This window comes from Nocardia anaemiae NBRC 100462 (assembly GCF_001612725.1).
Taxonomy (GTDB): Bacteria; Actinomycetota; Actinomycetes; order Mycobacteriales; family Mycobacteriaceae; genus Nocardia; species Nocardia anaemiae.
This window is the reverse complement of record NZ_BDAZ01000008.1, coordinates 193179-212406: the sequence shown is the minus strand read 5'-3', so window position 1 is coordinate 212406 and position 19228 is coordinate 193179. Positions and strand designations below refer to the sequence as shown.

Below are 19228 nucleotides of genomic sequence, written 5' to 3'. Positions count from 1 at the left end.
GCCGGGAGCGACATACGGGCACCCGCACCACTCGGTGGTACGGGTGCCCGCACTGTTTCTCGACGCTCACGTGGGGGAACTCACCTTTGCCCGGGAAGCAGAAGCAGTCGCCGGGCGGTTACATGAATACGTGACCGGATCCGTTGCCACGCAGACCCCAGTACTCGCCGAGGCCGAGCGGACGGACTGGCATATTCCGGCGATGCTGGCGCTGGCCCTCGGTGGATTCGGAATCGGCACAACCGAATTCGTCACCATGGGTTTGCTGCCCGATATCGCGAGCGCCATGAACGTGTCCGAGCCGACGGCAGGGCATGCGGTATCGGCCTATGCGCTCGGCGTTGTCGTCGGTGCTCCGCTGATCGCCGCACTGGCCGCGCGGGTGCCGCGCAAACGGCTGCTTGTCGCCCTGATGGTGGCGTTCACCATCGGAAATGCTGCCACGGTTATCGCGCCCACATTCGAAACTCTGGTCATCGCGCGGTTCCTATCGGGCCTGCCGCACGGCGCGTACTTCGGTGTCGCGTCGCTGGCCGCCGCGACCCTGGCGCCGGTGGGACAGCGCGCCAAGGCGGTTGCCGCGGTTATGCTCGGATTGAGCGCCGCCAACGTTGTCGGCGTTCCCAGCACGACCTGGCTTGGCCAACATCTCGGCTGGCGTGATGCTTTCGTGGTGGTCGCGGTGATCGGTGTCGCCACCGTCGCGGCCCTGATCAGATTCGTTCCGGAGCTGCACGGTATCCGGATCACCAATCCGATGACCGAACTCGGCGCGCTGCGGCGCCCGCAGGTGCTGCTGACCCTGCTGGTCGGCGCGATCGGCTTCGGCGGCATGTTCGCCGTCTACACCTACATCACCACCACCTTGACCGATGTGGCCGGTCTGCGGCTCGGCCTGGTGCCGTTCGTGCTCATGCTGTTCGGACTCGGGATGGTGGCAGGCAATATCGTCGGCGGCATTCTGGCCGACCGCGGCGTCGACCGGGCTATCTACGTTTCGATGATCGCCATGGTGGTCATCCTGGCGGGATTCGTTGCCGCCGCGCACAATCCGTATACGGCGGCCATCAGCGCGTTCTTGGTCGGCGCATCGGGTGCGGCGCTCGCGCCAGGTCTGCAGACCCGACTGATGGATGTCGCCGCCGACGCTCAGACCCTCGCCGCGGCGCTCAATCACGCGGCGCTCAATATCGCCAATGCGGCGGGCGCGTGGTTGGGCGGACTCGTGATCGCGGCGGGTCTCGGCTACACCGCGCCCGCTACCGTCGGTGCGGGCTTGGCGGTGCTGGGCGTTCTGCTGTTCACGGTGACGGTCTGGGCCGGTCGTCGCTCAGTGGCTTAGGTGCTGGGTTCCAGCGCGACGACGGGAATCACCCGATCTGTCTTGGTTTCGTATTCGGCGAAGCCCGGCATGACCCGCACCATCGCGGCGTAGAGCCGATCGCGTTCCGGTCCCTCGGTGATCGGGGTTGCCGTCGCCTCGATGGTCTCGGTGCCGATCTCCAGCGTGACCTTCGGATTGGCCAGCAGATTGTGATACCAGTCCGGGTTATCGGGTGCGCCTGCCTTGGACGCGATGATCACCAGAAGGATGGCGGCACGCACGTCGAAGACGATGCCGCCGCGATCAACTCCGCCGCAAATCGTGTTCTGCCGGGCGTGTCCCCTCCGGCAGATTGTGCGCGAATGGAACGAGGCCGGACTACGAACTGTCCGGGAAGGCAAGGAGTTTCACTCGCGGGATGTTCGGCGGTTGCTGCTAAAGCCGCGCAACGCAGGCTTCATGACGTATGAGTGAAAGCTCATGCATACGGGAAAGTGGTCCCCGATCATCGACGCTGACACTTTCGCCGTCATCGAGGCACTGCTGAAGATCCAGCCCGGTTTTGCACCGGTCGTCGCGATGGTTTCCCGCAGATCATCGCCGTTCGAGTTGCTGAGGATCGACCGGGCATCCTGATCGAGACGACACAGCGGTCCATCGAAGTCGATGCCGCCGGGCTTGGCGAACAACGCTATGGAATGCGGTTTTTCGCGATGTCCTCGATGAGGGGAAGACCTCGTCGCCGTCGTCAGTGCCGAGTTCCGGCGCGACCATATTGCGCTTTCGGCGCTCTAGAACTCAACTCGCGGGCGACGTAACCCCGGAGGCAACTCTCCGGGGGTTACGCGTTCTCCAGGTTCGTAACGGAGGGCACTTTTGAGTCGATAGTTACTCGCTATCCTTGCGCGGTCGTCCAGCTGCGTGGGACCCAAACATGCTGCTACTTGCAGTGTTTGGGTGCATTGTTGCCAGTTCACGTCAAATGAGGGGAACAAATAGATGTCCATGCAACCGCCGCCTCCGCCCTACGGGCAGTACCCACCTTCTGGTCCATACCCGCCGCAGCCACCCAAGAAACGTGCAATCTGGCCTTGGATCGTAATCGGCGCGATTGTCCTGTTGTGCGGAGGGTGTTTCGGGATCGTTGGGATTGCGGCTAACTCGTCGAAGGACACGGCCTCGTCGGCTGCGTCGGACGGGTCGGCCGCGAACGCGAAGGGCGGCGGGTCCGCCGCAGCGCTGGGTGCCGAGGTTCGCGACGGCAAGTTCGGATTCGTGGTGAACAACGTTGAGGTCGGCGTCAAGACGGCCGGAACGAACCAGTTCCTGAAGAAGGATGCGCAGGGCCAATACATCCTGGTACACGTCACGGTCTCCAACACCTCGAACAAACCTCAGTCGTACTTCGGAAGCAACCAGAAGCTGTTCGATACGCAGGGACGCCAGTTCACCAACGACACGGCGGCGGAAATCAACGTCAACGATCACAGTGTGATCGGGACGGACATCAACCCTGGCAACAAGATTGAGGTGACGATCGCGTTCGACGTCCCGGTGGACGCGGTACCGGCCACCATCGAGTTCCACGATTCGGCGTTCTCCGGTGGGGCGAAGGCGTCGCTGAAGTAGGAACCCTCGAAGGCCCTGGAGAGATCGGCTCTCCGGGGCCTTTTTTCGACTTCTCATATCCTTGGAAGTCTTGGACGAAAGGAGAGCGTCATGGATGCGCTCACGCATCCAGCGGTCGATGTTGCTGTCAGGCGCGTCTCTGAACATGATGCGCCTGCGTCGGCGGTCGGGGCGGTGGTGCTCGGTGATGCGGTCGCGGTGCTCGTGGACGCCCAGATGGCTCGCTACGTGGTGTTCATGGATCACAGTGAGGGAAGCTGGGTTGCGCCGGATTTCCTGTGTGGCACCGCGAGGGTGTCCGCCACTCGCGCGGCTGAGACTGTGGATCACTGGCCGCTGTCGCCGTCGTCACGGTCGGGGGGCAGCTCGGCCAGCGGTAGACGCTGGTATGCGCTGTCCGGTACGGCGGCCGAGGATGCGGTGACGGTCTCTGTCGTCTCGGAGCTGGGCCGGGCTGATGTTCCGGTAGGCGCTGACGGGCTCGTGTTCGCGGTGGTGCCGGTGCGTGACGGCGAGAAGCCGCACGTGGTTGTGCATACTCGCGACGGCCGCGCGGTGCCTGCACGGGCCGGGTGGTTGTGATCCATCGCTAGAAATACAGGTGCCCTCTTCGCCCGTCTCAAGGCACTCCAGAACACCGGAGCCCAGCTGCCAGCACGCTGAAACACAATGCGAAGCCCACGACGTGGCGGACCCGACCCATCCTGAGTCCGCGCAGCGCACTCGCGGTCTGGTCGAACAGGCTGCCGGGCTAGGCGTCGACGTGGTCCGGATATCCGGTCCAGCTAGCGATTCGGCGCAGGTGGCTGGATTTCCGGCGTGCGGCGCTCAGTTTCCTCGGACGTGCTCGCGATCTGGAGGAACCGGGCTAGTTGCCATTCGTAGCTCTGTGATGAACCACGGATAGCGAGTCCGATGTCTTTCCGTACGACCTCATAGAAGCCGCGGCGTGCTTGGCTTGCCGCTTCGACTGCTTGCGCCCATGGCGCATCGGAGATTCTGCCGGTTGCTATTAGCTGGAGACAGAAGGCGCTCTCGTGCCAACTGCGGGCGGCGGTGACCGCGTCTTCGCTTCCCAACATCAGGACCGACTCCCACTTCATCGCTCGTTCCTCCTCCGCGGAGGCGAGGGCGAGCAACCCTTCGTCGAGGGGGAGTTTGTCAATGTCGGGGTGCATCCCCTGGTGTGCTGCGATCCGGACTGAGACACCGATCACTTTCTTCACCGCGTGGGCGTACTCGGTGTAGGCGGTGAGCCTCTTCTCGTCCCATCGGATCGCCTGAGTTCGGCGCCATCGTGCTCGCTCAGCGGCCGAGGTCGAAAAGTAGGTGGCCGCAACCCCGAGCAGCACTCCGATCAGGGCGGGGAGTTGCTGTACCAACGATGTCATCTCGAACCATCCCGACGGCGACGATGCGTGGTCGGTGGCGCATGTCATTCTCCCCCACGCGGCAGTTTCCAGGCCTGTCAGATGAATTATCTCCGCATGCACCACCTTTGGGTACAGCTGATCCGGAACCAGCCACATCGTTTCCGGGCAGGGGTTGGGGTTCCGGTATAACTCGCGCGAAAACAACGGATATGACGTCACCGTAGGTCGGCGGTTGGGTCAGTGACGTCGGTCTGCTCCGTTCGCAGTTGTCGCGGTAGGCCGACGGATCCGGCCCACGCCTTCACCGCGTCGTCGTCATCGAATCATCCAGATCCCAGGTCTGCCCGCGCCCGTTCAGCGATCTCGTCGATGCTGGTGTCTTTCAGGAACTTCTCGATCGCCGTGAGTCCCGCCGTCGCGACCCAGCGCCACTCGTCGTCGTCTGTGAGTGCGCCCGGTTGACGATCGAGGTGGCTTCGGACCACCTCCAAGGAGGAGTCGGGTGCAACCATCAAATCTGTTATCGCGCGGTCCCGGCGCTCTAGGGAGGGGCCCACCTCGCTGCCCACGATCCGCATCGCAACTTCCGCGCGCATATGCGCTTGCAGAGGTTCCTGAAGTTTGTTCATTTCCGCTGTGATAGTGGCACGGTCGGGTGGATGGGCGCCCAACGTGGCCCTGATCCGCTGCAGCTGGGCGCTGAGGTTGATGGCAGAAGTCGCATACTCCACATACACCTCACGACGATCTGTGCGTACCGCCTGCGCTGCGGCGAAGTGCTCCTGTCTGTCCAGCTGCGTGCTGCTGACACTGGTGGATGCCCACGCTGATATCCCAGCTGAAATCACAGCTGCAGCGACTGCGGTGACCAGCGCGTATCGTCCGTTCCGTGTCGCGATCCGCAGATCGCGTTGAAGTGCTGCCAAGTCGAACGAGGACGCTGGCACCGAAGGTTCAGCCGGACCGGCGGACTCCTGAGAAGTCCTCGGCGTAGAGGTCTCGTCTTCCATGAGCTCAAATTACGTAGGAGCTGGTCCTCGAAGGGCCAGACGCGCGCGAGTGTGGTCAGTTCTCGATGGCCACCCGGCCGCCGCTGCGGAGTTCGGGCACATATTTGTAGAGGGTTTCTGGCCTCCGATAACCCCCACTTTCCGCTCGCGGCCTCCGCGATCTTCTGCGGAACCTCCCCATTCGGGCTGTTCACACTAGAGTGCGGGTGTTTCCTTGCTGGACTTCGAATACCCCGTCGCCGATCGGGACAGAATCCCGATCGATCTCTTCCTGCCAGTCGGGTGGAAAGCTGGTTTCCAGCGACCAGCGCAAACCATCGAGGTGGATCTTTTCTAGACCATTGGACGCGCGGAAGTCGTCGCCGACGAAATCGTTAAGGGCGTAGATAGTTTCGTTTATGGCCTGAACCAACTGGACGATCGCCCCATTCAAGCGGACAGCGACGAAGTGCTGGAGCTCGTGAGGGCCCAGCGCGCCGCGCTCAAATTTCTTCTGAAGCCTGACGATTTCATCATTGGGCTCCGCTGCAGCCTGGATCAGGTCTATCCACTCGTCGGTCAATTTGTCCACAACCTGCTGCGGAGCCCCTTCGGCATGGGTTTTGAGCAGGTCTATACCCATATTTGCCGAACCCGCGACCTTATCCAGCAACGCCTCGAAGACAGATACATACGTATCGAGCCAGGTAACCCAGTATTTGACATCTGAGGTCATCACGCCCTCCCCGGGCGGTTTGACGGGCGCGCACACCCTGGCCATGCTGACCGCCATCGTGAAGGCTGGCTCAAGTCCTTTGGACAGCATGTTGCTGCGCAGAATCCATCGGGTGTGGAGCGGGAGCAGCTTGAGGTCGTCGACCATGCTGCTCGTGGTGGGGTCATATCGTTCGGGTATGGGCCGAATCGGCAGCCGAGGACGAGCTTCGGGGACGATGGCGGCGAGCCCGGATTCGATGTCCAGTCCCGCGGCGAGATCGGCGATCAGTGTGTGGTGCTGCTCAGGGATCAGAACCTCGCGCAAGCCAGCGTTGATATCAAGTGTGGCGGCAAGGTCGGCGCGCAGCATCGCCCAGCGCTCGAATAGTTGCCATTCGAGAGTGTGCTCGGGAAGTCGATCGGTCATGGTTCTTCACCTGGACTCAGCTGAAGGGAAATCTTGCGGCGGGCCTTGAACAGATTGGAACGAACTGCTTCGGGGGTTATCTGGAGCATGTTGGCGATCTCGGTGGGGGTGTAATCGTCAAGGGTCCATATCAGCACTTGTCGCTGACGTGGTGGCAGCTCGCGCAGAGCGGTCAGAATGTCGTGGCGCTGCTCCCAAGCGGCTATGTCCATATTCGGCGGCAGCAGCGCCGACCGTTCCGGGACGTCGGCGACGGGATATTCGGTGGTGCTGGCTACACGGCGCACGAGGGCCCTGCCCGCGACTTTTCGTGCCCACGCTTGGGGGTGTTGGATCTCAGGCCATTGCTGCCAGACCCGCGTCATGGTTTCTTGGGCGATTTCCGCCGCGTCCGAGAGGGTGGCGCCCTGCCACATCAAGAACCCGATCAGGGTCGGTATGAACTGTCGGTAGAACGCACTGAAGGCGGCGAGATGGGTTGCTTGGTAGCCGACCCCGCCGGGGAATGTGACCGGATACAGCTCGCCAGCCGGATGGTCTTGTTCGTCAGTCATGAGCTGCTGTTTCCTGATCTGGACCGATGGTGAGCCGTGTGCGCTGACCATCGGCGTCCGTATCGTCTACTCGGCTGCCATTGGGCAGGGCCCGTGCCAGAGCGACGACATACCGGCGGCGCCCCCGCTGCTGTTCTGCCCGCCACCGTAGGCGTAACCACAGCCCGCACAGGGCAACTCCATGAATTCCTAGGGTGGTGGCCATTGCGACGACGATGGAGGGCATGGCGGTCTTTCTCGTCGGGTGAGTCAAGCTGTCTCTGTATAGAGCCACGGAAACCGCTGCGCGTGAACTCATTCCGGAAACTATTTCGCCAGGCGTCAGCCGGGTTCAGCGCGTGCTGTACTGCATTCATCGGCGGCGACGGGCAGCTCGGATCTCGGCGTCGGCGACCTTGTCCGCCAGCAGGGTGTAAATCTGGGTCGTTTCGGTGGAGGCGTGCCCGAGGCGCTTGCGCACCACCTCGATGGAGACGCCCGCGTTGATCAGCTCGGTCGCGTGGGAGTGGCGCAAATGGTGGATGTCGAGCTCGACTCCTGCTGCGGCGCAGTACTTCTGCCACCGGTGATGTGCGGCGGAGTACGAGAGCGGGCCGCCGGTGCCGTTGATGCTGGCGCGGAACATCGGTCCGGCGGTGTAGCCGGTGCGGGACAGGTAGAGCCGGACCAAAGCGACGTAGTTGCGGTCATCCAGCAGCACGGAGCGCACGCTGCCGCCCTTGCCGTGTACGCGCACGTGTTCGTCGTCGAGGGCGAGGTCGAAGTCCTCCACGTACAACCCCGCACGCCTCCGACGCGCGCATCCCGCAGATGTAGGCGGTCTCGAACAGCGCCCGATCCCGCAGCACATCGACCGGGAGGTCCTTGCGTGGTCGCCGCGCGCAGATCGCGTCCAGTATTCGGTAGATATCGGCCGTCGGCGCCGGGCGCGGCAGCGTCTTGGGCACGAAGACGGTCTCCACCTTGTCCATCGGGTTCGCCACGAGCCGATCGTGGCGAACCGCCCACCGGCAGAACGCCGCGACGGCGGCGCGTTTGCGTTTGCGGGTGGCCGGGGCCTGGCTGGCGATCTCGGACAGGAACGCCCGCACCGGCTCGACTCCTATCGTCGCCAGGTCGCCGTCGTAGTGCTCGGCGAAGGCGAGTAGATCCCCGCGGTAGGCGCGGATCGTGTTTGCTGGTTTGTTCGCGTCGGCCAGATCGGTGAGGAGTCCTCGATGTGTACCGAAAGCGGCAGGTATGCCTCTGGCTCACTGGAGGTCTCGATCGTGCCGGTCGCCATCGCCGTCCTCGAAGTTGCCCGATAACCAGGAACCGAACGCTGCGTGCCGGAAGGCGTTCGCGCAGATCGTCTCTCGCGATCCTAGGTGATCTTGCCCGATAACCGTAGTTATATGGCAACAGTCGGTCGGTGGACTCCTCCGCTGGAGCTGTCCCCGCCCACCGCAGCGCATGACAGAAATTTGAGCTCTCCTACGTCACGTCACGGATACGGTGTTCTGATGGCGAGGATTGTTTCGAAGAGCACTATTGAGTCGTCGAAGACAACAGGGGATGTCCGTGTCATTCAGGGAGCACATCTCAACCTCTCTGGAATGGTGACCGGGTCGCTCATCGTCGAGGAGGGTGCACAAGCAACCGTTTCGGGGATGGTCCAAGGCATCCACGTGCTCCCCGGCGGGACTGTCTCGTTGCGTGGGACATGTATGGGAAACGTCAAGAACGAAGGTCGGCTAATCGTTTCAGGCACGATCCGCGGTCACATCCAGAGCACTCCCGATGCAGACACAGTTGTCGAAGATGGAGCGATCGTTGGCCGGGGATGGTAAGCGCTCCCGGTCGACACGTTTCCTGGACACCACAAAATTGTTGAGGCCCTGCGACTTCCGGCCCGGACGACCAGGTGTCCAAGAACCGATCGATTCTCGACACCTACCGGCCCTCGTCCGCGATCGGGCAAGGCTTCATCGCCACACAGCCCACGGTTCGGCAGGCAGTTCAACTTCGACGTGACGGTCCCAGGATTCACCTGTGCTACTGGTCCCGCGCACGCGGAGGTGCAGCAGTCGGGCATGTCCCTTTTTCAGTGCGAGGCGCCACGCGGCCTTGTCGGCTGGCTCTATCGGCCCCCAAGTGGCCTGCAGGACGGGCGAAGCCGCACCCGGATCGACACCCCCCTGGCTTGTCGAGAAGCTGACTCCGGTGCCGTCGACGATTGTCGCGGTGACCGTTTCGAGCGGATGGTTGGACAGCAGTCGCAGACACAGTACGTCACCCTCCGGTTCGAAGGTCGGTCTCCAGTCCGGGGTGCGCGCTTCGTGCACCTGGGCGGCGCTATTTCGGGAGCTGCGGTATGCGCTCACCGCACAGACGACGGAGGCCAGGAAGGAACCGAGCGCAATCACGATCGCAATGGAGGCCATACCGCGACAGGGTACGAGCACCAAAGCGGCATCGGATTCTCAGGATTCGCCGGTCGCGTAGCCGCCGGGTTCGCCCACTTATCGGAGGTCAGAAACCGCCGTGATTTCCGCCGATTGTCCTATCTCAGCGAAGTCGGCCAAGTCTCGGTCGATCTGGCCAACGTTTTCAATGAATCTGACCAATCCCGGGATCGCGGCTACCTGTCGTCCCCATCATCACTCGAGTCGTACTCGTCGACATCGAGCTCAGCTCGCGTCGACAGCAGGAAGTCCAGCACCGTCAGCGATAGATGCCATCCCAGCGGTCGGGGCCATTCCCGCGCCTGATCCCATGCAGTGTCATCGGGCGCGGCATCGACGCCATCTGGATCAGCGAAATGGCGCACGACCTGCATTACCGGGCTGACATCGTCGTCGGCGCACAGAGAGACCAGTTCGGCACGAATCGGTTCCAACCGATCCATCAGATGGTGAAGTTGGTCGTCGACGCTCTCGTCGCTACGGCAGACGATCTGCCAGGCATGGAAACGCGGAAGGACACGATCAGGTGATCGGCTGCCCATGACAAGCACCTTGTCCGGCTGCATCCCCAGCCTCGCAGTCATGTCCGCAGCCGACAGCGAGGTACTCCGCACCGAGAAATAGCAGTACTGGCTGATCTTCACGCCGCAGATCCCACCACAAACACCTCGGGACCAACGACTCAATTACCTGCTTCACGCTGTTGAGACCGGTTCACGGCTCGGGAGCTCGGCGGTGAACGGTCCAACCTTGCGCAGGAATCTGCACTAGCCAGAAACACTGAGACCCAGAGACTTTCGTCGTCTCGACCAATCTGGCCAATCCGCAGGTGATCGCTCGGGGAATTGGCCAGATTCACTGAGATCGGACACCGATTTCCGCAGATGTTTTCTCGGCGATTACTGCCGCGAGGGTGTCGATCGCGTCGTCTAGGTCGTGCACGGCCCCAACTAGCTAGCCGAGAGGGAACACCTGGCAAGCGGGTACTAGCGCAATGAACGCCAACGCATTCGGCGTCTCGCGGTCGGCCTCGATCTTGGTGCCGTCTGTGGTCTTCGTTTCCTTGGTGTCGTTGGCGGCAACCGACAGCGCGAGGTCCTTTGCTATCTGACGCTGTGTCGTATTCGGCTCAGTAGCAAGGTGCTTGCAGTACATCGCAACGAACTCCGTCGGCGTCATCGCTCCGCGACCGGTAACCGTATCTGCAAGCGATTGCAGCCCAGCGCTGATGGCAGCGGCATTACCCGTCGACGGAGAAGTCGACACAGAAGTCGACTGGGACCCTCCGCCGCACGCCGTAACACTGGTCATGGAGGTCACAACGGCCGCCAATAGTAATGCGTGCCTGACGATTCTCATGATTTCCTCTTCTGCTGCACAAAAGTGCGCGCACCAGCGCGCACAGCAGAGTGATCTTGCTCCGGCAGGGAAGCGTTACAGACCGAAGGGTTGCGTCCAATAGCGTGGTGTAGCAACACCCTTCAGCGCTATCGAGGGTCAGACGTCGCCCTCCCGCGTATCGGGGGTCAGAATTGCCGTTTCCGGTGGTGCAAGAGCGGATCCGCGATCGGCGACATCTAGGCCGATACAGCAAACTTTGCCGAGACTGATGGAAATGTCAGAAGTTCCGGCCCGTGTCGGGCTTGTGCATGCGCGGCGGATCGTCTTCGGACTCGATACGTTGCCGGATTGCCTGCCCGTACGGTCTTTCGGGATGTGCTCCGGCCAGACGATCGCCGCGAACACCACGGTCACGGGCAAGCCGAACACGATCACCCACCCGAGCGTGATCATCGGTGCACCCCGCCGAGCACGGACCAGCGGGCGAAAGACTCACGCGGGCAAGCGCATTCGACATCAACAAACCCCATCAGTCGATTCAGAGTTTGCGCGTCCAGGTGTGCCGAGGACGGCAACAGCACCACGTCGACGCCCAACCCGGCGGCCTGTTCGACCAGACCGAGTACTGAGCCCGCGTCGGCCCACTGCAGCACGTAGCCCAATCGCCGCGCCAAACGACAAATCTGGGCCTCGTCCCATTCCGAAGTCGGTGATGTCGGGTCTAACCACGCGAGCGCTTCCATTCCCCTGCGCCTTCCGCTGTCTAGTTGGTAGGCACCCGCCGCCGAGGAGCGCTGTCTACCCGGCGGCGGGGCTATGCAGAAGCCTGGCGCTCCGGCGACCGCACATTGCCCCACCGCGGGACAGCGCACGTAACATGAGCCTTGTCAGTGCCATCGAGGGAGCGCACATGAACAGCGAAGACCGGTACATCGGCCAGCGAGTACGCGCGATCCGGGCGCGACGGGGCATATCGCAACAGGTGCTTGCCGACCGGGCGGGGCTCAGTCGTGGGGCAATCGCCAAGTACGAGAACGGCGAACGACCTGTCGACTCCCGTCGCACGTTGCTTGCCCTGGCTGCGGCGCTCGGCGTCACCATCGGCGACCTGACCGGCCACGAGCAAGACAAGCTCGACCCGTCCACCGCCGGTTTCCACGCAGCTGTGCCCGAGCTGGAAACCGTCCTGTGGACGCGGGGCAATGTGACCGACACCAGACCGCCGCGCACCCTTGACGAACTGGCAGCGCTGACCCGCACGGCAACCAAGCTCCGCAACGACTGCGATTACGTGACGCTCGGGCCGATGCTTGCGCCAATGCTGACCGATGCCTACCGGCATGTGCGCGATACCGATAGCGCGAACGCTGAAAGGGCATGGGACGTATTAGGAGTCGTGGCCTACGGGGTCGCATCGGCGCTGCGGGCGCGCGGCTATCACGCTCTGGCCTGGACTGCGGCACAGGAGGCCGAACGCGCAGCCGAACATGTCGGTGCGCCCGCCGCGCTCGCTGCGGCTGCGTTTAGCCAAGGACAGATCATGCTGTCGCGTCCCGGTGCGCTGCCTGCCGCATTGGCCACGACGATGGATACCGCCGAGAAGATTGCGGCCGATGTGCGCACTGTCGGCGAGATCGAGACGTACGGGATGCTGCACCTTCAAGCATCGATGGTGGCCGCCACGATGGGCGCCGACCCGGAACCGCATCTCGTGGAGGCAGCCGAACAGGCGGACCGATTGGCCGGGGCCGAACCAAATACATCTGTGGCACAAAATGATTCATTCGTCCCGACGAACGTCGCACTGTGGCGCATGTCCGCTGCCATGGAGCGGCGCGAACCTGGACAAGTGCTCGCCCTCGCGTCGACGTTGTCACCTGACGATCTGCCGAACGAGGGGCGGCGCGCTCAGTACTTCGTGGAAATCGGCAAGGCGCACGCCATGCGGAAGAACTACCGCGACTCGCTGTACGCCCTGCTGCGGGCCGAACACGCCGCGCCCCAGCATGTCCGCACCATGTCTGCAGTGCGCGAACTCGTCGGGCACATGATGCGGACCGCGCGGCGTGACCTTACCGCCGGGGACCTCGGGCGGCTCGCTCAGCGGGTCGGCGTCGTGCCCGCGTGAGAGCAGTACAGCGGCACGATCGAGGACAATACGCTGCACCAGTGCATTTTGACGGTGACTGCTGGGCCGGTCGTCGCTCAGTGGCTTAGGTGCTGGGTTCCAGCGCGACGACGGGAATCACCCGATTTGTCTTGGTTTCGTATTCGGCGAAGCCCGGCATGACCCGCACCATCGCGGCGTAGAGCCGATCGCGTTCCGGTCCCTCGGTGATCGGGGTTGCCGTCGCCTCGATGGTCTCGGTGCCGATCTCCAGCGTGACCTTCGGATTGGCCAGCAGATTGTGATACCAGTCCGGGTTATCGGGTGCGCCTGCCTTGGACGCGATGATCACCAGACGGTCGCCGTCGCGGATGTAGGCCGCCGGATTCGTGCGCGGCAGTCCGGTTTTCGCGCCGGTCGTGGTGAGTAGCAGCAAATCCTTGCCCTCGAACGGACCGCCGACCTTGCCCGCATTCGCACGGAATTCCGCGATGATGTTCTGGTTCCAATCGTTGGCCATCTGCACTCCTCGGATCGAGAGATCGGGTCGAGGTAATCGTCGCCGATATACGGTCGGCTCAGATGACCTTTTTGAAGAATCCGCGCAGGTCGGCGAGTAGCAGGTCGGGGGCTTCGTGGGCCGCCCAGTGTCCGCCTCGGTCGTATTCGTGCCATTGCACCAGGTTGCGATGGTCGCGTTCGGCGAATTTGCGCGGCGGTTTGAAGTCGAAACCGAAGGAGGCCAGCCCGATCGGCACGGTGGTTGGCTGCGTCGGCGCGGGCGCGCGATCGTGCTCGAAGTAGAACCGGGCCGCGGGTGCCGAGGTATTGGTGAACCAGTAGATCGCCACATTGGTGAGCAATTCGTCGGTGCTCATCGCGTTCACCAGCGCCTGGCCGCTCCAGGCGAGTTGGCCGACCGGGGAATCCGACAGCGCGTGGCCGAGGGTCTGCGGCTGCGCTTGCTGGGCGGCGTTGTGGATAGCGTGCGCGCGGAATTTCTGCCCGAAGTACACCATGATGAGCTCGTATTCGCTGAGTCCGTCGAGCTCACCCGGCTCGCGCCTCGGAAAGGAGTAAAGCTGGGTCACGTGCACGCCGACGACTCGGTCCGGGGCGAATCGGCCCAGCTCGGGGGCGACGATGGCGCCGCAGTCGTTGCCGTGCACACCGTAGCGGTCGTAGCCGAGGCGGTTCATCAGCTCGTCGAATGCCGCCGCTATGCGCGTCGGGTGCCAACCGGCGGTGTGCGTCGGTCCCGAGAAGGCGAAGCCGGGGTAGGACGGTATCACCACGTGGAAGGCGTCGCCCGGATCACCGCCGTGTGCGCGTGGATTGGTCAATTCGCCTACCAGGCCGAGGAATTCGGTGAACGAGCTCGGCCAACCGTGTGCGAGTAGTAGCGGCATCGCGTCGGGCTCCGGCGAGGTGACGTGCACGAAATGGATAGGCTGCCCACCGATTTCGGTCATGTATTGCGGAAATGCATTGAGCCGCCGCTCTTGTGCGCGCCAGTCGAAACTGTCGCGCCAGTATTGGTGCAGCGGGCGGACGAATGACAGCGGAACGCCGTACTCCCAGCCGGGCCGCACCGGCACGTCCGGGTACACCCGGCCCGCGATCTGCCGAGCGGGCAGTTCCGCGACGTACCTGGTGTGCGTCAGGCGGTATGCCAGGTCATCCAGGTCGGCCTGCGGGATCGCGATTCGGAAGGGTTTGATCTCGGACACGTCTGCTCCAGCGGTGTGTTGCCAATGTGCCGCTTCAGCCTGCGAGAGTCGCGCGGCCGGAACAACGCCGAATCCGACTGTCTTTCGATCACTTTCGCTTATCGGCTGCCGTGTGCAGTAGCCGGTCGACCAGCGAATCGACATAGTCGTCGGTGAGCGGGCCCGTGCCGAAAAGGGTGCGGGTGTAGAGCGGGGCCAGGATGATGTCGACCACCTCCAGTACCTCGGGGGCCGCTTCGCCGCGGGCGGTGGCCCGATCCAGCATGGCACGGACCTGGTCCGCGCGTTCGGCGAGGAAGCGATCGCGCGTCTGTTCGCCCGCCGCGCCGGTATCGAGCAGCGCGAGAATCGTGCGCAGCAACGCCAATCCGTCTGGCCCGCTGACATCGCGGGCCGCTTTGGCGGCATAGGCGCGCAGGTCACCCTCGAGCGAACCGGTATTCGGTATCGCCGACTCGGTGCCGAGCCGATCGACGGTCACCTCCATGGCCAGCGCCTCGAGATTGCCCCAGCGCCGGTAGATGCTGGTATCGGCGACACCGGCGCGCGCCGCGACATCGGCGACGGTGAAGTTGCCGTAGCCGCGTTCGGCGACCAGTTCGGTGACCGCCTGGTGTACCGCCGCGCGCACGCGGGCGCTGCGACCTCCAGGACGGCGGGCGCGGGCTTGTTTCTCCATGACTCCCATCTTAACGCAGTAGCGACTTGCGTTTGCGTGCCTACGCTCGCTATCGTGCTCTTAATGCCGCTATCAACTGCGTTTAGGAGCTGACATGGAACCGATCTTCTTTCCCGACAACCACTCGTTCTGGTACGAGACGCTGCGCACCTTCGGTCACATCGCCTATGGCGGAGCGGATTTCGGTGAGGTCGCGGTCACCGTCCAGCGGATCGTCCCCGACGATTACGACAGCTGGTACGACGAGTGGCTGGCAACGGCGGATCGAGTGGCGGCCGCGGCGCGGACGGCGCATCGGGTCAGCGCCCGCGACGGCTTTCTGCGCGCGTCGAACTACTACCGCGCCGCGGAATTCTTCCTGCACGGCAAGGCCGCCGATCCGCGCATCCGGCACGCCTACGATGCGTCGGTCGAATGCTTCCGCGCCGCAATCGCACTCGCGGACCAAATGATCGAGCCGGTGCTGATTCCGTACCAAGGCTCCACCCTGCCCGGCTACTTCTATCGCGCGGACGACTCGGGTGAGCAGCGTCCAACGGTGGTGATGCACAACGGGTTCGACGGCACCGTCGAGGAAATGCACTTCTTCGGCGCGGCAGCGGCCGTCGAGCGTGGCTACCACGTGCTCAGCTTCGATGGTCCGGGGCAGCCGGGCACCAGACACCACCAGGGGCTGGCCTTCCGTCCGGACTGGGAGAACGTCGTCGGCCCCGTGCTCGATTACGTTGCGGCGCGACCGGAAGTGGATGCCGACCGGATCGCGCTGCTCGGGGTCAGCATGGGTGGTGTCCTAGCGCCGCGCGCCGCCGCATTCGACCAGCGGGTCGCCGCCCTGATCGCCGTCGATGGCATCTACGACCTCGGCGACATCTCCACCGCGGGTCTGCCCGGTGAACGTGCGGAACTCGAGCGCAGGCTCCGCGCCGCGGACGATCCGGAGCTCGATGCCGCACTCGAGGCGGCGATGACAGCGAATCCCATTATGCGCTGGGCGATTTCGCATGGCATGTATGCCATGGGCGTCAGCACGCCGCGCGCTTTCGCCGCCAGCTATCTCGACTACCACCTCCGCGAGGGCATCGCGGAGAAGATCGCCTGCCCAACATTGGTCTGCGCAGGCGCCGACGATGGCTTCTTCGAAGGGCAGCCCGAACGCCTGTTCGCGCATCTGACCTGCCCGAAGACACTGTTCGAGTTCACCGTCGAGCAGGGCGCCGATGCCCATTGCCAGTCCGGCGCACAACGTTTCGCATTCGCTCGCATCTACGACTGGCTCGACGACACCTTCGACCGCGCCTAACCGTTGCCCAGCTGCTCGATACTTTCCAGGAGACCTGACATGAACACGATCGACCGCATCGACCGAGCCATCGATATGACCGGCGGCATCGTCAAAGGGATTGCCGCGGAACAGATGACCGCGCCGACGCCGTGCCGGGAATGGGACCTGCGCGAACTGCTCAATCACCTGGTGGGCGGCATGAATATCTTTGCCGCGCAACTGCAGGGCCTGACCCCGGTCCGCGACCACCACGACGACTGGCTCGGCGCCGATCCGCAGGGCGCCTACGCCGAGGCGGCCGAGCTCGACCGCGCGGCCTGGCATCGCCCCGACGCACTCGAGCAGAAGGTGCGTCTCGGCTTCGGTGAGGTGCCCGGCCCGATGGCGGCGGTGATCCACTTGACCGAACTCGTCGTGCACGGTGTCGATCTGGCGGTCGCCACTGGACAGGTGCACTCGCTCGATGAGCAGCTGTGCGCGGAGCTGCTGGCGATCATGTCTGAAATGGGCATCGAAAACTTCCGCGTACCAGGGATGTTCGGTCCGGAGGTAGCGGTATCCGGCGATGCTCCCGCGCACCGTCGGCTGCTCGCCTACGTCGGCCGAGCCTGAGCCCTGTGGCCCGTTGCATGGTCGCCGCGGGCCCTTGCCGTGCCGTCTGCCTTCGTCGCGTCACCGACCGCCGCTGGCCGCCGCGGTCAGCTCGGTCGCGTCCGACCGCGGCGGTCAGTTCTGCTCCAGCGGGCCCAACTCGCGAACAACGCTCGCCAGCGCGCGAATCTGCTCGGTTTCACCGCCGCCGCGCCAGACCAGCGCCCACCGGACCAGGTGTGAATCGCTGATCGGCACGTAGCGGATACCGGGGCGGTTGTAATAGCGGGCGACATGGCTCATGCCCATGGTGAAGGCGCCGCGGGTGCTGGCGACCGTCAGGATGTCTTCCACCGTCGAGACGGTGGAAACGCGTTCGATGGGGCGTCCGCGTGGTGTGTAGAAGGGGCTGATCGCGTCTTCCCAGTAGTCGGGCATCGGTTTGCTCGGCGCCAGCACGCCGCGATCGCCGAAAACCTCCAGGGATAAGTGCTTTTCGCCCGCGAGCTCGTGGTCGTCGCCCATCATGGCCACCATGGGTTCGGTCGAGATGATCGGCCCGACCGTCAAATCGGGTTCCTCGACCGGTAACCACGCGATGACGATGTCGGCCTCGCCGCGTCGCAATGGGTCGAACTGTTCGACGAATTCGATATTGCGGATCTGTAGTTCCCACTGTGGGTGCCGGGTTCGGAAGAGTTCCCAAAACGGCCGGTAGTCATACGAATTGAAACCGATCATCGCGATGCGAAGCACCCGAGCCGCGCCCTGCGCGGTCGCGCGCGCGTTCTCGATCGCCTGGGTTAGATCGTGATAGGCGGGGCGCAGGTCGTCGAGCAGCTGCTTGCCGAGCGCGGTGAGTTGGATATTGCGCGGGTTGCCCCGGTCGATGAGACGCCCCCCGATACGACGTTCCTGATTCTTGATCGACTGGCTGATCCGAGCCTGGGAAAGATACATCCGTTCCGCAGTCCGCCCGAAGTGCAATTCCTCGGCCAGCGCCAGAAAGATCTCGATATCTCTCAGTTCCATCGTGGTGCTCCTGATCGGTTACGCCAGCCAATCAGACCATTTTTCGACCGAACGCGCTCATCTTGCTCAGTCGCCCACGGCGGAAATCCGCGCGGCACCGGGACGCGCCGTGAAGCGTCCTCGCTCGAAGTCCCAAAAGCGGTAGATCGGCCACTGCACCGTGTGCGCGAGCCACGCGCCGACGATGAAGGCGCGATGGCGGGCCCTCGGTTGGGATCGGTGCACCGCGGCAATGAACATACAGATCTGTATGTAAGTGTAGAATCGCCGAGATGACCAGGTTCGAAGCGTCCAAGCAGCAGCGTCGCACGCAGGAGCAGCGCAGTAGTGAGATGCGCACCCGGCTGCTCGATGCCACCATCGACTGCCTGGTCGAATACGGATACGCGGGGACCACGACGCCGCGGGTCGCCGAGCGGGCCGGGGTCACCCGCGGTGCGCAGGTGCACCACTTCGGGTCCAAGACGGATCTGGTGGTGGCGGCGATCAGTCATCTGGCGCAGCTGCGCGCGGAGACCGCAATGCGGGAGATGTCCAGGGTTCAGGGTGGTGACGATCCGGTCGGGGCGGCCTTGGACTTCCTCTGGGAGCTACATCAGGGGCCGCTGTTCATCGCGACCGCCGAGTTGTGGGTGGCGGGCCGGACCGATCCGGTGCTCGCCTCGGCGATGGAGAAGGTCGAGCCGTTCGTCAACAATGCCGTGCTGATGGCGGTCGCTCGATTCGTCCCGGATGAGATGCGGCGCAAGGAAGCTCGCGATTTCGTCTACACCGCGATGGACGCACTGCGCGGAATCCTGGTGTCCGACTTCATCGATCCGGATTCCGAACGGGCGCATCGGCGTTGGCGGCGGGCCTCGGTGCATTTGCGGGAAATCGCCACTGTCGCATTGTCCGCGCGACCGCTGCTGCGTCCCGCTGAATAGCCAACGGCCACTGGGCTTTTCGACCCGGCGGTCTGCTGGATGCCGCAACCGGTGCCGAGGCGATCAGCAGGCGCGCGGACTCT

25 protein-coding genes are annotated in these 19228 nt (G+C 63.7%); 7 read left to right on the top strand and 18 right to left on the bottom strand.

Annotated features, from left to right (window positions below):
* The first annotated feature begins 202 nt into the window (after positions 1-202).
* Positions 203-1342 carry an MFS transporter gene (locus NA5_RS06565; RefSeq protein WP_062983328.1) on the top strand — a complete coding sequence of 380 codons (1140 nt, stop codon included), beginning with the start codon at positions 203-205 and terminating at the stop codon, positions 1340-1342.
* Here the strand turns inward: NA5_RS06565 and NA5_RS39130 are convergent.
* Both NA5_RS39130 and NA5_RS06555 read right to left on the bottom strand, forming a co-directional pair.
* Positions 1339-1605, bottom strand: coding sequence for a nitroreductase/quinone reductase family protein (locus NA5_RS39130; RefSeq protein ID WP_245672119.1), 267 nt, complete (start codon positions 1603-1605; stop codon positions 1339-1341). The two genes, NA5_RS06565 and NA5_RS39130, sit on opposite strands and share 4 nt — an antisense overlap.
* 126 nt (positions 1606-1731) lie before the next feature.
* Positions 1732-2013 (bottom strand): hypothetical protein, encoded by a 282-nt coding sequence (locus NA5_RS06555; protein ID WP_062982934.1) that lies wholly within the window; start codon positions 2011-2013, stop codon positions 1732-1734.
* A gap of 310 nt (positions 2014-2323) precedes the next feature.
* Here NA5_RS06555 and NA5_RS06550 point away from each other — a divergent pair, with 310 nt between their 5' ends.
* Together NA5_RS06550 and NA5_RS06545 are read left to right on the top strand one after the other, a co-directional pair.
* Positions 2324-2953 (top strand): DUF4352 domain-containing protein, encoded by a 630-nt coding sequence (locus NA5_RS06550; protein WP_062982932.1) that lies wholly within the window; start codon positions 2324-2326, stop codon positions 2951-2953.
* 90 nt (positions 2954-3043) lie between these two features.
* Entirely contained in the window at positions 3044-3535 is a 492-nt protein-coding gene (locus NA5_RS06545; RefSeq protein WP_062982930.1) for a hypothetical protein, read from the top strand.
* Between the two features lie 203 nt (positions 3536-3738).
* Here the strand turns inward: NA5_RS06545 and NA5_RS06540 are convergent, their stop codons facing one another.
* From NA5_RS06540 to NA5_RS06495, 11 genes are all read right to left on the bottom strand, one after another.
* Entirely contained in the window at positions 3739-4344 is a 606-nt protein-coding gene (locus NA5_RS06540; RefSeq protein ID WP_062983326.1) for a hypothetical protein, read from the bottom strand.
* A gap of 305 nt (positions 4345-4649) precedes the next feature.
* A complete protein-coding gene (locus NA5_RS06535; RefSeq protein WP_062982928.1) occupies positions 4650-5336 on the bottom strand; it encodes a hypothetical protein in 687 nt (228 codons plus the stop codon).
* A 190-nt stretch (positions 5337-5526) separates the two neighbouring features.
* A complete protein-coding gene (locus tag NA5_RS06530) occupies positions 5527-6459 on the bottom strand; it encodes a hypothetical protein (protein ID WP_062982926.1) in 933 nt (310 codons plus the stop codon).
* Positions 6456-7013, bottom strand: coding sequence for an RNA polymerase sigma factor (locus tag NA5_RS06525; RefSeq protein WP_084483954.1), 558 nt, complete (start codon positions 7011-7013; stop codon positions 6456-6458). The genes NA5_RS06530 and NA5_RS06525 overlap by 4 nt, the downstream gene beginning before the upstream one ends.
* 352 nt (positions 7014-7365) lie before the next feature.
* Positions 7366-7785: a tyrosine-type recombinase/integrase gene (locus tag NA5_RS41765; protein WP_218020059.1), complete on the bottom strand. Its 420-nt coding sequence runs from the start codon at positions 7783-7785 to the stop codon at positions 7366-7368.
* On the bottom strand, positions 7700-8182 hold the full coding sequence (locus tag NA5_RS43130; RefSeq protein ID WP_371856378.1) for a tyrosine-type recombinase/integrase: 483 nt from the start codon (positions 8180-8182) through the stop codon (positions 7700-7702). The genes NA5_RS41765 and NA5_RS43130 overlap by 86 nt, the downstream gene beginning before the upstream one ends.
* A 795-nt stretch (positions 8183-8977) precedes the next feature.
* Positions 8978-9436 (bottom strand): hypothetical protein, encoded by a 459-nt coding sequence (locus NA5_RS06515; protein WP_062982924.1) that lies wholly within the window; start codon positions 9434-9436, stop codon positions 8978-8980.
* 197 nt (positions 9437-9633) lie between these two features.
* Entirely contained in the window at positions 9634-10101 is a 468-nt protein-coding gene (locus tag NA5_RS06510) for a DUF4279 domain-containing protein (RefSeq protein ID WP_062982922.1), read from the bottom strand.
* A 310-nt stretch (positions 10102-10411) separates the two neighbouring features.
* Positions 10412-10636, bottom strand: coding sequence for a hypothetical protein (locus tag NA5_RS06505; RefSeq protein WP_062982920.1), 225 nt, complete (start codon positions 10634-10636; stop codon positions 10412-10414).
* A 318-nt stretch (positions 10637-10954) separates the two neighbouring features.
* Positions 10955-11251 (bottom strand): hypothetical protein, encoded by a 297-nt coding sequence (locus NA5_RS06500; RefSeq protein WP_062982918.1) that lies wholly within the window; start codon positions 11249-11251, stop codon positions 10955-10957.
* Entirely contained in the window at positions 11248-11541 is a 294-nt protein-coding gene (locus tag NA5_RS06495) for a hypothetical protein (protein ID WP_062982915.1), read from the bottom strand. The genes NA5_RS06500 and NA5_RS06495 overlap by 4 nt, the downstream gene beginning before the upstream one ends.
* Positions 11542-11708: 167 nt before the next feature.
* On the opposite strand from NA5_RS06495, the gene NA5_RS06490 reads away from it, so the two are divergent.
* Entirely contained in the window at positions 11709-12926 is a 1218-nt protein-coding gene (locus tag NA5_RS06490) for a helix-turn-helix domain-containing protein (RefSeq protein WP_062982913.1), read from the top strand.
* A gap of 85 nt (positions 12927-13011) precedes the next feature.
* Here the strand turns inward: NA5_RS06490 and NA5_RS06485 are convergent, their stop codons facing one another.
* The 3 genes from NA5_RS06485 to NA5_RS06475 form a co-directional block, all read right to left on the bottom strand.
* Positions 13012-13425 carry a nitroreductase family deazaflavin-dependent oxidoreductase gene (locus NA5_RS06485; RefSeq protein WP_062982911.1) on the bottom strand — a complete coding sequence of 138 codons (414 nt, stop codon included), beginning with the start codon at positions 13423-13425 and terminating at the stop codon, positions 13012-13014.
* Positions 13426-13483: 58 nt separating this feature from the next.
* Positions 13484-14635 (bottom strand): epoxide hydrolase family protein, encoded by a 1152-nt coding sequence (locus NA5_RS06480; protein WP_062982909.1) that lies wholly within the window; start codon positions 14633-14635, stop codon positions 13484-13486.
* Between the two features lie 88 nt (positions 14636-14723).
* Positions 14724-15314 carry a TetR/AcrR family transcriptional regulator gene (locus NA5_RS06475; RefSeq protein WP_062982907.1) on the bottom strand — a complete coding sequence of 197 codons (591 nt, stop codon included), beginning with the start codon at positions 15312-15314 and terminating at the stop codon, positions 14724-14726.
* A gap of 94 nt (positions 15315-15408) precedes the next feature.
* Between NA5_RS06475 and NA5_RS06470 the strand changes: the two genes are divergently transcribed.
* Entirely contained in the window at positions 15409-16614 is a 1206-nt protein-coding gene (locus NA5_RS06470) for an alpha/beta hydrolase family protein (RefSeq protein ID WP_062982905.1), read from the top strand.
* Between the two features lie 39 nt (positions 16615-16653).
* A complete protein-coding gene (locus NA5_RS06465) occupies positions 16654-17208 on the top strand; it encodes a TIGR03086 family metal-binding protein (protein WP_062982903.1) in 555 nt (184 codons plus the stop codon).
* Positions 17209-17322: 114 nt separating this feature from the next.
* On the opposite strand, the gene NA5_RS06460 is transcribed toward NA5_RS06465, so the two are convergent.
* Positions 17323-18219: a LysR family transcriptional regulator gene (locus tag NA5_RS06460; protein WP_062982901.1), complete on the bottom strand. Its 897-nt coding sequence runs from the start codon at positions 18217-18219 to the stop codon at positions 17323-17325.
* Positions 18220-18285: 66 nt separating this feature from the next.
* Positions 18286-18459, bottom strand: coding sequence for a hypothetical protein (locus NA5_RS40190; RefSeq protein ID WP_245672118.1), 174 nt, complete (start codon positions 18457-18459; stop codon positions 18286-18288).
* Between the two features lie 32 nt (positions 18460-18491).
* Between NA5_RS40190 and NA5_RS06455 the strand changes: the two genes are divergently transcribed.
* On the top strand, positions 18492-19145 hold the full coding sequence (locus NA5_RS06455) for a TetR/AcrR family transcriptional regulator (RefSeq protein WP_062982899.1): 654 nt from the start codon (positions 18492-18494) through the stop codon (positions 19143-19145).
* The last annotated feature ends 83 nt before the right edge of the window (positions 19146-19228 follow it).

Coding starts and splice junctions, on each gene's coding strand:
- NA5_RS06565 (WP_062983328.1), top strand. CDS start 203: ATGCTGGCGCTGGCCCTCGGTGGATTCGGAATCGGCACAACCGAATTC.
- NA5_RS06550 (WP_062982932.1), top strand. CDS start 2,324: ATGTCCATGCAACCGCCGCCTCCGCCCTACGGGCAGTACCCACCTTCT.
- NA5_RS06545 (WP_062982930.1), top strand. CDS start 3,044: ATGGATGCGCTCACGCATCCAGCGGTCGATGTTGCTGTCAGGCGCGTC.
- NA5_RS06540 (WP_062983326.1), bottom strand. CDS start 4,344: ATGACATCGTTGGTACAGCAACTCCCCGCCCTGATCGGAGTGCTGCTC.
- NA5_RS06535 (WP_062982928.1), bottom strand. CDS start 5,336: ATGGAAGACGAGACCTCTACGCCGAGGACTTCTCAGGAGTCCGCCGGT.
- NA5_RS06530 (WP_062982926.1), bottom strand. CDS start 6,459: ATGACCGATCGACTTCCCGAGCACACTCTCGAATGGCAACTATTCGAG.
- NA5_RS06525 (WP_084483954.1), bottom strand. CDS start 7,013: ATGACTGACGAACAAGACCATCCGGCTGGCGAGCTGTATCCGGTCACA.
- NA5_RS06515 (WP_062982924.1), bottom strand. CDS start 9,436: ATGGCCTCCATTGCGATCGTGATTGCGCTCGGTTCCTTCCTGGCCTCC.
- NA5_RS06505 (WP_062982920.1), bottom strand. CDS start 10,636: ATGACGCCGACGGAGTTCGTTGCGATGTACTGCAAGCACCTTGCTACT.
- NA5_RS06500 (WP_062982918.1), bottom strand. CDS start 11,251: ATGATCACGCTCGGGTGGGTGATCGTGTTCGGCTTGCCCGTGACCGTG.
- NA5_RS06495 (WP_062982915.1), bottom strand. CDS start 11,541: ATGGAAGCGCTCGCGTGGTTAGACCCGACATCACCGACTTCGGAATGG.
- NA5_RS06490 (WP_062982913.1), top strand. CDS start 11,709: ATGAACAGCGAAGACCGGTACATCGGCCAGCGAGTACGCGCGATCCGG.
- NA5_RS06485 (WP_062982911.1), bottom strand. CDS start 13,425: ATGGCCAACGATTGGAACCAGAACATCATCGCGGAATTCCGTGCGAAT.
- NA5_RS06475 (WP_062982907.1), bottom strand. CDS start 15,314: ATGGAGAAACAAGCCCGCGCCCGCCGTCCTGGAGGTCGCAGCGCCCGC.
- NA5_RS06470 (WP_062982905.1), top strand. CDS start 15,409: ATGGAACCGATCTTCTTTCCCGACAACCACTCGTTCTGGTACGAGACG.
- NA5_RS06465 (WP_062982903.1), top strand. CDS start 16,654: ATGAACACGATCGACCGCATCGACCGAGCCATCGATATGACCGGCGGC.
- NA5_RS06460 (WP_062982901.1), bottom strand. CDS start 18,219: ATGGAACTGAGAGATATCGAGATCTTTCTGGCGCTGGCCGAGGAATTG.
- NA5_RS40190 (WP_245672118.1), bottom strand. CDS start 18,459: ATGTTCATTGCCGCGGTGCACCGATCCCAACCGAGGGCCCGCCATCGC.
- NA5_RS06455 (WP_062982899.1), top strand. CDS start 18,492: ATGACCAGGTTCGAAGCGTCCAAGCAGCAGCGTCGCACGCAGGAGCAG.